This is a genomic window from Evansella clarkii (genome assembly GCF_002019695.1).
GTDB classification, from domain to species: domain Bacteria; phylum Bacillota; class Bacilli; order Bacillales; family Salisediminibacteriaceae; genus Evansella; species Evansella clarkii.
Window position 1 is genome coordinate 3,703,226 of record NZ_KV917376.1, and the last position, 12,004, is coordinate 3,715,229.

The following is a 12,004-nucleotide window of genomic DNA, read 5'->3' on the forward strand; positions in this document are numbered from 1 at the left end:
CACTAATCTCTCCGCTCTTTCCAAATTATTGAATATAGAAATAGTATTATTGGAATTATTCCAATGAAGATCATACTAACTATTCCTAAGATATTACTCAGTTTTGTAATAAGTAAATTATTCATTGGAATAAATGAAAGCAACAATATTACTACTCCAGTTATTGGAACAAACCTTCTGTGCTCTTTGGATTTAAAGCATTTAGCCAGAGTAAATGATGCTAAATATAAATAACTCATAAAAGAAGTCATGACAGCAATACACCATAATGGTATAAAAATGATATCAATTCTATCTATAACTGTGGATGTAAATGCTTTGAGCATATAAACAGTTGGGTAAGGAACCAGCATAAGTTCATCAGGACTAAAAAACGTGTAGCTTGTAATGACTACAAATAAATAAAGTAATACAATAAACAAGTGAGCTAAGCTTACCGTTTTTAATGTGGTATTTGCTTTCTTGTCAGCAGCTTGCTGAATAAATGGATGTACAACAAGTAATATTTCAAAGCCAAGGAAAGCAATCGTGGATTCAAATGATCCCATAAAAATGTTCTTGATACCTGCTTGTCCAATAGGGAAAAGATATAATAAATGAACATTTGTGTAAGCCATAACAGTGGTAATGATAAAAAAAATAAATATTATTGATGTCAACACAAAAAACCTTGCAATCGTAATTAAACTTTCCCTGACAAGATATACACATACAAAAATAAGGCTGAAATTGATGACCAATCTTGGAGTAAATGGGAATAACCATATATTCATAAAATTCGTGAAAATAACTAACATAATTATGCAGGTATAAGTAAAATAGAGGAAATATCCTACTTTTACTACATATGCAATTAGATTACCTAAATACTTTTGACCAATATCGTATATATTAAGGCCTTTATTTAACTTAAACATATAGATATATATTATTAATAGTATCTGTACAAATATCCCAGCGATAATAATTGATATCCAGCCATCAGTACTCGCTTTTTGTAAAACACTATATGGTAATGATAATATCCCTACTCCTATTTGAGCTTGAATCATTAGAAAGAGCAATTGTCTTTGTGTTAAATACGACTTTTTGTTATTCATTTCCTTTTCCACTCTCTAGAATCACCCTGTCTGGTTGTCTTTCTTGCTCCACTATCTTTTGGTCTTTTTTTCATCATCCATAGTGGTGCCCGGAAAAAGCTGTCTTTTAAATCCTGCAATCTTAATGGAGATATTGGGCTTAGATATGGTGTTCCAAACGATTCCAGCTTGCACAAATGAATCAGGACTAATGTAAAATAAATGACCATACCGTAAAAGCCTAAAGTAGCAGCAAAAAACATTGCAGGAAATCTTAAAAGTCTAATTGTATTACTCATATCGTAAGAAGGAACTACAAAAGATGATACTGCTGTAAGGGCTACCACAATTATCATGACATTCGACACTAACCCAGCACGCACAATGGCATCACCAATTACTAATCCTCCAACAATACCTATTGTTTGACCTATAGGAGTGGGAAGACGAATACCTGCCTCTCTTATTATTTCAATTGTTAACTCAACCAAAAGAGCTTCTATTAGAGGCGGGTACGGAATTTCTTCAACTGAACTTTTTATTGCTAAGACTAATTCTGTTGGGATTATTTCAGAATGAAATGAAATGATAGATATATATATAGAAGGTAGTGTTACTGCAATTAAGAGGCTGATCATACGCAAAACCCTAAAAAACGATCCCGTAATCCACCGGCTATTGTATTCATCAGGAGATTGGAAAAATGCAAAAAAATTAATCGGTAAAATTATTGCATCAGGTGCACCATCTGATAATAAAGCTATTCTTCCTTCCATAATGTTGGCAACTGCCCTATCTACTCTTTCTGTATTTAGCATTTGTGGAAATAAACTATATGCATTGTCCTCAATAAATTCTTCTGTAAAGCCTGGATTAATAATTAAATCAGTATCAATTGAAGTGATTCTTCTCTCCACTTCTTTAAGGATATGCTCATTTACAATTTTATTATGAAAAACAATAGCGATTTTGGTTTGGGCTTCGCTACCAAGCGTGTAGTAACGAACGACTAAATTTTTATTTTTTATTCTATTTCGAATAAGGTTAATGTTAGTATTGAGGTTCTCAATAAAGCCTTCATGATCTCCCCGAACCACTTTCTCATTCATTGGCTCTTCAATACTGCGATCATGTGTTTTTTTTATTTCAAATTCATATAAATTTTCGTCTTCTTCGATAAATAATAAACACTTTCCTTCTAACAACGCATTGAAACTCTCATTAATCGAATCTAAACTACGCAGAGCATACATTAAATTCTTTGATTGCCGTGATTCTATCTCAATTAATGACATATCAGATAATTTTTCGTATAGCTTATCATTGTCAATCAATGTTTCTATATATATTAGGAGAGCTTTCCTATTACCTAAGAACAAACTTTGCTTCTTTAAATCTTGTGTGTCAGAAAATTTCTTTAAATAATAGCTAAAAAAATCATTTAGGCTCTCAGTAGGTGGATATTCTTCTCCTGACTCTTGCTTTTCTATTTGCTGTTCTTCATTCCTAGTCGTTTTATTTCTTTTAAATATATTTAAGATTCTCATGTGAATTCCACCTCAGGATGAACTAAAGACCTTAATTTTTATACCTCTCTAATATTTGTTCACCAGTTAGTTTTTATACGTCAGTTAATTCCAAACAAAAACATGAACTTACTGACCTTCCCTCTGTTGAATAATACTTGAAAAATTAATTGGTTTGCCAGAACACCACACTTAAAACGACAGTCTATAAAGGCTCAAGAGCTTAGCTTTTTAGTCTTCCCCAATCCCCCATTAGCTGTTCACATTTAGAGGCTATACTACTTCATAATTTTGTTATTTACTCTTGACTCTGGAGTAACTCCATACTTTAAGATACGGATATTGAAAATATAGTTACAGGAGAGAGTCAAATGAATATTGCATCAGGAATCAAGAAAGAACATACGATGAAATCTTTGCTGGCTTATGCCGCTCCCACTATCAGCGTCATGATTTTTATATCCATTTATACGATGATTGACGGAATCTTTGTAGCACGTTATGTGAATTCTACGGCGTTGGCAGCTGTTAATATTTTTATGCCTGTTTACGGTTTAATTTTTGCCATTGCGTTAATACTTGGTACCGGCGGCAGTGCGCTTATTGCTAAAAAAATGGGTGAAAATAAATACGAGGAAGCCAGAAGCAACTTTACGTTTATTGTAATTTGTGGTGCTGCCTTAGGTCTTTTCATTATGACAACAGGATTATTATTTATTCAGCCTGTACTGGAACTATTTGGTGCTGGAACAAATCCTCAATTATTTGATTACACGCTTACTTATGCGAAGATCATCTTGTGGATTAGTCCCTTTCTTATTGTCCAGGTAATGTTTGAAACGCTGTTTGTGACCGCTGGTAAGCCTAAATTAAGTTTAATCATCACAATTATAGGTGGAAGTACCAACATCATTCTGGACTATTTGTTCATTGTGGTCATGAACATGGGGATTGAGGGGGCTGCTCTGGCAACTGCTATTGGAATGGTTATTCCAGCAGTCCTTGGTATCCTATACTTTTTCGTTGCCAGGAAAAATATTCTTTACTTTACTAAATTTAAGGTGGAATGGGACATCCTTTTAAGAAGCTGTATAAACGGGTCTTCTGAAATGGTTACAAACCTTTCCTCTTCTGTCGTGACAATGGCACTAAACGTGTTAATGCTGAAATTCATCGGAGTAGATGGAGTAGCAGCTGTTACAATTATGCTTTATGTTATGTTTGTTTTAACCCCATTTTTTATGGGCTACTCCGTTGGTATAGCTCCTATTATCAGCTATAATTATGGAAGTCAAAATACGGGACAATTAAAGACCATCTTTAAAAACAGCATGATTTTTATAAGCGCCAGTTCGATGATTGTGTTTATATTCTCCCTTCTGCTTGGACCATATATCATTCAATTTATGAGTGGAGAAGGCAGTGAAGTATATGAAATAGCTAAAAATGGATTTTGGATTTTCTCTATTAGTTTTTTATTTATGGGATTTAACATCTTTACTTCCATGTTGTTTACGGCTCTTTCTAACGGGAAGATTTCAGCAATCATCTCCTTACTGCGAACGCTGGTATTTGTTTTAATTGCTTTATTGACACTTCCATTCATATTTGGTGTCAACGGAATATGGATAGCTATTCCACTGGCCGAATTCTTATCAATCATTGTTTGTGCCTTCTTTATATTCCGAAAGAGAAAAGTATATCAGTATATATAGAAGTGAGGTGTTTTATGGAGATAAATCCACAACTCCATCTGACTACAGGCCAATTTGCAAAACTTCTTAATGTAAAAAAAGATACTCTGATTTATTACGATAAAGTGGGGGTCTTTTCCCCTGATATTATTGCTTCTAATGGCTATCGGTATTATTCCATTTATCAGGCAGATGTTTTTAGTGTCATTCTTATTCTTAAAGAATTAGATATGTCTTTAAAAGAGATCAAACAATTTCTGGATAACAGATCACCGGAAAAGCTTATACTTATACTGGAGAAGAAAGAAAAAGTTCTTGCTGAGAAAATCTCAGAACTGGAATCAAAAAAAAAAGTGGTTGCACATAAAATAAATGATACAAAACAAGCGTTAGAAGCAAACTTGCAGGAAATCGTGTTTGAAACTATAAATCAGGATCAATTCTTTGTCGTTAGTGACACCAAACACCTCACTAACGAAATTAACTTTTATGACTTATTGCAGCAGCATTACAGATATTTGGACGAACACGACATTATACCGTACCCGTCTGAAGGCTGGATGAGGCGTGTTGGCAATGTTCTCACTGGAGAAACAGAAAAGTATGATTATCTTTATACCAAAGTGGATGATTCAACTTATGCGAACCATATTAAGGAGAAGGGGACTTATTTAGTGGCCTATCACGATGAAGGTTATATGAGTATTGAAAAAACTTACAAGCGCATAACAGACTATGCAGAAGCTCATAATTTCAGTTTGACTGGCTATTTTTACGAAGATATCCTGCTGGATGAGTTATCAGTGAAAGGAATGGAAAAATACATGGTGAAAATATCAGTGAAAATAAAAAATTGATTAACTCTTTTCTCATCAGACTCATTCTATTAACCACGGCGTCATCCTGGAAAAATCTTGTGGAACAAAATTCAGCTATTATTAAACGTTGCATACAGTTTATAACTACTCCATGCCTTTTTGGATGCCGAGTTTCCGGCGGGAAGAGATTCGAGAGAACTTTCTGCCGGAATGCAATTTATATGGAATCAACTCACTGAATAATTACTATTGCAAGTCGGGAGTGCTGTGAGGAGGAGGAACCAATTATATGTATTAGTTGGAGTAAATATATAAATGATGTCTAAAAGCGCAATATCACTTCCAGACACCACTTGTTAATTACCGGTACTGATATTATTCCTGATCCTTTTTTCTGCCTTTAAAACGATCTTCATTATCATTTTCAACGACATGTTTAAGGATTGACAACTTATTATCCCAAAACTGTTCATAATAAGAGAGCCATTGCTTTACTTCTGTTAAAGGTTCCGGGTGCAGCTGATATATTTTTTCTCTGCCTGCTTTTTTTCCGCTGACTAAATTAGCTTCAGAAAGTATATGAAGGTGTTTTGCTATGGCTGTACGACTTATTGGAAAATGTGCAGTTATTTCAGAGATTGCTAATTCGTTACTGGCCAGCAAACGGAGAACCTCTCTTCTGGTTGGATCAGCAATAGCCTGAAAAACATCATGCTTTGCTGCTGACATTTATCCTTCAACAACCTTTCGAAGTCCTTCACTAACAATCCCAACCCAGCCATTAGCCATTCTTTCACGAATAACAGAACTTTTCTCGTTGGCTTTTGGAAGAACAGTATCTGGAGATTTCCAGCCGGAATGTATAAGTGTAAACTCCGTTTTTTCACCCAGGTCTTTCAGCAGAAAAGAAACGACCCAGCCATCTGTATCCCATGAAAACGAGATTTTGTTCGGTTCATCCACTTCTAAAACTTTACATGGAGATGGGCCAAATGGTGATTGTACATGAAATTCATGACCTTCTTCAGGTACAAAGTCATTTGGCATAAACCATGAGGCGATTCCTTCAGAAGTTGATACCGCATCCCATACTTTTTGGATTGGTGCTTCAAATACAACTGTTTGCTTAATATCTTGGAGAGTTTCCATTTTCATTACTCCTTTTTGTAAATAAATATAAAACCATTTGGTTTCATTTCAACCCCATAATATAACACCATTCGGTTTCATGTCAACAAAACGTGTTTTATTTATGAAGCATTTAATTGCACACAAATACCTTAACTACATAAATTAATGTAATTGTGGTACTAACTTTAATTTGAGAAGTAGATAAAACTCTCCCTGTTTGTAAAATTTTTAATTATAATCTGGCTAATTAGCCAAGCATGGTAAATAAACTTGTGTCTTTTCTGGATTAAATCAGCAATAATTTAGTACTTGTCTAATTTTAAAAAAACATTTCATTTAAATGTAATCTAGACAAATAAGCAAACAAAATTGCCTTATAAACATATAATGTAAAAAATTTGATCATAAATAATGAGGTGTTTTAAAGGTGATACCAACACAGCAAAACTCAATGAATGAAGCAAGAGAAGAACAGTGGAGTCCCCTGCTGATTATTATTGCTATCGTTTTGTCCATTTCCTTTATTTTTGGAATTGGTAAAAGAGAATCACTTATTGGAAAACCAGGGATGGTCCATCTAGATTGGCCTTAATTAAACCAATGAGCAGGTGTTATTATGTCTATTGGAAATAAAAAAGAAATATTAGAAGCTCTTGACCAATATGGTCCCGTAACCCCCCAGCAAATAGCAGTAATTATTGGATTAATTACACGAGTACTAAGGGTAAGAGCTGTAGTATTAGATGTAGAACAGAACATAGAAATTATTTTAGAAGGAAAGTTAGTAAAGAACAGAAATTTACAGAATTTAGTTAACCAATTGAATGATGAAAATATCCAGGATTGGATAGTTGCCCTTCAGGAATTCAGAGGTAATTCCAGATAATATGCAAGAAATACGGTTTAAGTAATATATAAATTGGGAGTTCACCTCACACTCCCTTCTTTAGGGAGTTACAAAGGAGGAAAATATGGTTAGAATAGTCAGAATGCAAGAAAACGAACATATTGTTCCTGCGTCACAATGGGGGTTTGTTATAGGTGTTGTCGTTATAGTCCTCGTTATTGGGTATATTACAGGGATGTATGATTTCGAACAGGATGAATTCATAACCAGTTAATTATTGAGGAATCTACCTTTTTTAAATATAAATAGCCCCCTTTATTTAAGTCCAGGTAAGTTTAATTTTAAGGGTACGTTTAGAACTTCTTCTATGTATACCCTTAAAATTATTTTTAATCAGACTCATGTTTGTTAAAAACTTAAATACAGGATGTGCTATTTCAATCCCCTCTCAAAAGGATCATGGTATAAAAAGAAAACTTTATATCATACTAAGCCTTATCAACGTCCTCGAGGGGTAATTAAACATGTTAAGATTCTTTTCAAAACCAAAAAACAGTTCCCTCCAAAAAACATATAAAGAAAAAGAAAATAATACAACTTTTGCTGATCCAGCTTCTTTGTTTAAATTTCTCATGTCAAGTGATGACTTTACTGAACAAACATTTGAGGACTTTACATTGTATTACTTCGAGTCCCTTATCGATAAGGCACTGTTACAAAATAAATTAGACCACGCCTTCGTTACTATACTAAAAGATACAGAAACTATAAAAGATACAACAAAATTAAATAAAAAATTACTCGAAGGCTATTGTGCAGTGCTGATAAAAAATACAAACCAGATAAAATTAATTGATGTTGGAGATATGCCTTCGAGAAGTATCTCACCACCTGAAGCGGAAGCAACTATTATCGGCCCTCAAGTTTCTTTTAATGAAGATGTATCACAATCAATAAACCTTATTAGGAATACTCTAAGAACAAATGATTTAGTAATTCGTCAATTTCCAATTGGAGAAGTTGCCCCAAAGAAAGTTTCTCTGATCTTTCTAAAATCACAAGCCAAACCAGAACAAGTTAAGAAAATAGAGAAAAAATTAAATTCGCTTAAAATTAAATATCTGAGCGATACTTTAAGCTTCGATGAACTGATTCCAGAGCACCCATTATCGTTATTTCCTCAATTCCTGCAAACAGAGAGGCTGGACAGGACATGTGCAAATTTAATCGAGGGCAAGATTGCATTACTGGCTGAAGGAAGTCCAGTTGCTTCATTATTGCCTCACCATTTCGGTGAAAGCTTACAGTCACCAGAAGATTATTACACCAATTGGATAAGTGGCAGCTTTATAAGGCTTTTAAGATTTACTGCATTCTTTATTGCCCTTTTGTTAACGGCTGTATATGTAGCTGTGATGTCTTATCATTACCTAATCATTCCTCCTGATTTAATCATCATCATCGCTGAGTCAAGAGCTCAAGTGCCTTTTTCACCACTGGTGGAAGCCTTATTAATGGAGTTTGCAGTGGAATTTTTACGAGAAGCAGGAAGCAGACTTCCTACAAGAATTGGCCAGACTGTGGGCATTGTTGGAGGAATAATTATTGGACAGGCTGCAGTTATGGCTGGCATCACGAGCAACATATTAATTATTGTAGTTTCTATTTCTATGTTATCGACATTAGTAATCCCTTCATACCAATTATCAAATGCAGTCAGAATACTAAGATTTATACTTATTTTAACAGCTGGGTTTATGGGAGGACTGGGAGTCGCTGCTGGAATGTTTATTATTCTTGTATATATGTCGCGATTAGAATCTCTTGGTGAGCCTTATTTTACCTCTGTAAGTCCGATTAATATAGAAGAATTCAGGGATAGCCTTGTTCGATTACCATTATTAATACAGAAAACAAATAATTCAAAGTAAGGTTGAAATATAATGAAACTCTCTACATACCAGTGTGTCGCTCTTATCGTTATGGTTCAATTTGGTATTGGGATTCTTTCATTACCGTCATTATTAATGAAAGAAGCAGATTCGCTCGGGTGGATTTCAATTTTAATTGCAGGATTGTTTGTTCAACTTTTAGCTGTGGTTTATCATTTTTCTTTAAATAATAATAATCAAAGTGATTTCTTTCATTTCCTGGAGAATTTATCAGGTAAATTCTTTTCAAAACTTTATACATTAATTTTAATTCTTTATTTTTTAAGTTCTTCATGTATCATAATGAATAATTATATATATGTGCTTAATATATGGGCCTATCCACTTACACCACATATTGTACTAATTATTATTATTTGGATATGCATGGTCTATTTTGCCAGCAGTAAAGTACATACACTTTCCAGAGTATGTGTGATGTTCTTTTATCTGATGCTGCTTCTTCTATTGCTTTTATTATGGCACTTTCAAGATTTCAATCTGAATTATTTAAAACCTCCCCAAAATACATCGTTCGTTTCTTTACTAAACGGGACATTAGAAACCTCCCTTTCCTTAATCGGTTTTGAATTGATTATACTATTTAGCTTTTATTTAAAACAAAAAAGCAGCGTATTAAAAGTATTAACGATTAGTAATTGGGTGACTACTTTTATTTATGTAATCATTGTTCTTATAGCCTTTGCCTTATTTTCATCAGAGAAGTTAGAACACCTCATATGGCCAACATTGTCTGCTTATAAATTGATCGAGTTTCGTTTTATTCAACGATTAGAATTTATTATTGTATTTGTTTGGCTTCCTTTAATAGTTATTACCACTGGCAGTTACTTATGGGGCGTAATTAAAGGTGTTAACTATCTCTTCCCTAATAAAAACAAAGCAATAAATTATTTTATTGTCCTGGCCGTCCCTATATTGGCTTGGCTGCCCCAAAATCATCCTCAAGCCATAAAAATTGCTGACTATGTTGGGTACATCGGAATATCCCTTGCTATAATAACATCTTTTCTACTTCTGCTTTTAAAACGTTTTGGAGGAAGCACTAAATGAACAAAATACTAGTTGTCATTTTGTTATCTTCAGTACTGTTAACTTCTTGTTGGGACGAAAGAATTTTAGAGGATTTAGCGTTAATAACTGTGATTACAGCCGATTTAAGCGATGAAGGAAATATTATTCTCGGTGCTTCTTACCCTGAATTTTCTAAGGGATCCAATGAGGCGGAAGCAATAATTGCGAATAAAGCCTGGACTACTGCAGAAGGGATTTATAAACTTTCCCGGCTAACCGATAAATTAGTAATTGGAGGGCAGGCACAGGTATTACTAATTGGACAAGAATTAGCAAGGCAGGGCATTAGCAATATTTTGGATACTTTACAGAGGAATGTAGAGATATCAAGTAACTTATATATTTGTATTACGGAAGGTAAAGCAAACGACTTCTTAACTAAAGCGTTTGATGACAAACCTATTGATGGATTCTATATCTCACAATTAGTAAGAAAACAAGAACGAATTAATGAACTTCCTGCTACCTCACTGTCCAAATTTACAAATGATTTTTTTAGCATTCGAACAGACCCTATTTTGCCCTACCTAATTTTGAAAGACAAAGAATTTGAAGCTGCGAGAACGGGGATATTTGTGGATGATAAGTTTGTTGATTCTATAAGTACTGATGAAACCCAATTATTAATTATGTTAAGAAATGACGGAACAAGTTCTCAGTTTACATTGAACGTTAATCCGGATAAAAATGAATATGCCACTATTTCATTTGTAGACTCATTTACAACTGTTAATGTATTCAGAGAAGGCGAAAGATTAAAATTTGATGTTAATTTAAAAATGACCGCCGATTTAATTGAATATGAGGCAAGGAAAATTATTCATAACGAACAAACATTTAATGAAATTGGGAAAAAATTTGAGAATCATCTTCAAAAGGTAGCAAATGAAGTAATAGCAAGACTACAAAGGGAGTACGGTTCAGACCCAATTGGCTTAGGTGAATACGCTCGGCCGTTCTATAACTCAGATATGGAATTAAATAAATGGCGAGAAGATTTTAAAGCTAGTGAAATAAATATCTCAGTAGACTTAAAAATCGAACGTGATGGTGATTTCGAATAATCTTTCTTTGAATTATGGATTGCTGCCGGAAATTATACGGAAATATAAAGAGAAAAGCCCGGAGATCAAGGGCTTTTCTCTTTATAAATTGAATTAACTTAATTTCTCTCATGGTAAAGTTTTATTTCATATAATCCTTAACCAGCTTATAGCTTCTTTCTTCTGTTAGATTCGCCAGCACAGCCACATATTCTAATTGTTCCTGTGTACCGCCTTTATATTTATGTGATGCTTCAGCAGCACTGTTATCTCTAAATTTAATCCACTCCCGCTGTTCTTCTCTCAGCTGGTCCATCTCTTTCTGGGACAGTTGTTCGTTTAAAACACCATAAATATCATTCAATAATTCATCCCAAATATCCCATCTATCGTTCTCCACTTTTTTTAATGCGTATGTAGATGAGTCTGTTGCCGCCAATTCTTCGGTTGCTATTTTAGCAGCACTTAATTTTTTGAGATACTCTTCCTTCCGGCTCGACTCGGATAATTCTTCTTCAGCATTTACAATGTTTGAATTATTCTCTTCCTCTTCTGCAGATACATTGTTTGTATTAACCTCTTCTTCTTTTCCGTTATTATCTTCTGTTTCCAAGGTTTCTGCATTATTGTTTAAGTTTGCGTCGTTTTGCAGTGAATTAATATTAGTAGAATTTTCATTTTTGTTTGTTGAGTTGTTATTTTGTGAGTGATTGTCCAATGCAGCAGTTGACTCTGCAGAGGCACAAGCAGTCAATAAAAGCGTAAGTGCTGCAGTAAAAATTAAGAATGTATTTTTCTTATTGTTTTTCATAATGTCTTCATCCCCTGCTTCTGCTTAAT

At 33.9% G+C, this 12,004-nt stretch carries 13 protein-coding genes; 8 read left to right on the forward strand and 5 right to left on the reverse strand.

Annotated elements, in window-relative coordinates:
* Positions 1 to 2: 2 nt before the first annotated feature.
* Positions 3 to 1,112, reverse strand: coding sequence for a GerAB/ArcD/ProY family transporter (locus BK582_RS17355; protein ID WP_078596249.1), 1,110 nt, complete (start codon positions 1,110 to 1,112; stop codon positions 3 to 5).
* Positions 1,097 to 2,626, reverse strand: coding sequence for a spore germination protein (locus BK582_RS17360; RefSeq protein ID WP_078596250.1), 1,530 nt, complete (start codon positions 2,624 to 2,626; stop codon positions 1,097 to 1,099). The genes BK582_RS17355 and BK582_RS17360 overlap by 16 nt, the downstream gene beginning before the upstream one ends.
* 350 nt (positions 2,627 to 2,976) lie before the next feature.
* On the opposite strand from BK582_RS17360, the gene BK582_RS17365 reads away from it, so the two are divergent.
* Positions 2,977 to 4,320 carry an MATE family efflux transporter gene (locus tag BK582_RS17365; protein ID WP_078596251.1) on the forward strand — a complete coding sequence of 448 codons (1,344 nt, stop codon included), beginning with the start codon at positions 2,977 to 2,979 and terminating at the stop codon, positions 4,318 to 4,320.
* A gap of 14 nt (positions 4,321 to 4,334) precedes the next feature.
* Entirely contained in the window at positions 4,335 to 5,156 is an 822-nt protein-coding gene (locus BK582_RS17370; protein WP_078596252.1) for a MerR family transcriptional regulator, read from the forward strand.
* A 336-nt stretch (positions 5,157 to 5,492) separates the two neighbouring features.
* On the opposite strand, the gene BK582_RS17375 is transcribed toward BK582_RS17370, so the two are convergent.
* Positions 5,493 to 5,846, reverse strand: a complete 354-nt coding sequence (locus tag BK582_RS17375; RefSeq protein WP_078596253.1) for an ArsR/SmtB family transcription factor — start codon at positions 5,844 to 5,846, stop codon at positions 5,493 to 5,495.
* Positions 5,847 to 6,272 carry an SRPBCC family protein gene (locus tag BK582_RS17380; protein ID WP_078596254.1) on the reverse strand — a complete coding sequence of 142 codons (426 nt, stop codon included), beginning with the start codon at positions 6,270 to 6,272 and terminating at the stop codon, positions 5,847 to 5,849. It lies immediately after the preceding gene.
* A gap of 427 nt (positions 6,273 to 6,699) precedes the next feature.
* Between BK582_RS17380 and BK582_RS27165 the strand changes: the two genes are divergently transcribed.
* The 6 genes from BK582_RS27165 to BK582_RS17400 all read left to right on the forward strand — a co-directional run bounded on the left by BK582_RS27165 (position 6,700) and on the right by BK582_RS17400 (position 11,185).
* Positions 6,700 to 6,840, forward strand: a complete 141-nt coding sequence (locus BK582_RS27165) for a hypothetical protein (RefSeq protein WP_218190739.1) — start codon at positions 6,700 to 6,702, stop codon at positions 6,838 to 6,840.
* Positions 6,841 to 6,864: 24 nt separating this feature from the next.
* Positions 6,865 to 7,134 (forward strand): hypothetical protein, encoded by a 270-nt coding sequence (locus BK582_RS17385; RefSeq protein ID WP_078596255.1) that lies wholly within the window; start codon positions 6,865 to 6,867, stop codon positions 7,132 to 7,134.
* An 85-nt stretch (positions 7,135 to 7,219) separates the two neighbouring features.
* On the forward strand, positions 7,220 to 7,369 hold the full coding sequence (locus BK582_RS27170) for a hypothetical protein (protein WP_169911095.1): 150 nt from the start codon (positions 7,220 to 7,222) through the stop codon (positions 7,367 to 7,369).
* A 250-nt stretch (positions 7,370 to 7,619) separates the two neighbouring features.
* A complete protein-coding gene (locus tag BK582_RS17390) occupies positions 7,620 to 9,026 on the forward strand; it encodes a spore germination protein (RefSeq protein ID WP_078596256.1) in 1,407 nt (468 codons plus the stop codon).
* 12 nt (positions 9,027 to 9,038) lie between these two features.
* Positions 9,039 to 10,100 carry a GerAB/ArcD/ProY family transporter gene (locus tag BK582_RS17395; protein WP_078596257.1) on the forward strand — a complete coding sequence of 354 codons (1,062 nt, stop codon included), beginning with the start codon at positions 9,039 to 9,041 and terminating at the stop codon, positions 10,098 to 10,100.
* Complete coding sequence (locus BK582_RS17400) at positions 10,097 to 11,185, forward strand: Ger(x)C family spore germination protein (RefSeq protein WP_078596258.1); 1,089 nt, start codon at positions 10,097 to 10,099, stop codon at positions 11,183 to 11,185. The genes BK582_RS17395 and BK582_RS17400 overlap by 4 nt, the downstream gene beginning before the upstream one ends.
* Positions 11,186 to 11,306: 121 nt before the next feature.
* On the opposite strand, the gene BK582_RS17405 is transcribed toward BK582_RS17400, so the two are convergent.
* Positions 11,307 to 11,975 carry a lysozyme inhibitor LprI family protein gene (locus BK582_RS17405; RefSeq protein ID WP_078596259.1) on the reverse strand — a complete coding sequence of 223 codons (669 nt, stop codon included), beginning with the start codon at positions 11,973 to 11,975 and terminating at the stop codon, positions 11,307 to 11,309.
* Between the last annotated feature and the right edge of the window lie 29 nt (positions 11,976 to 12,004).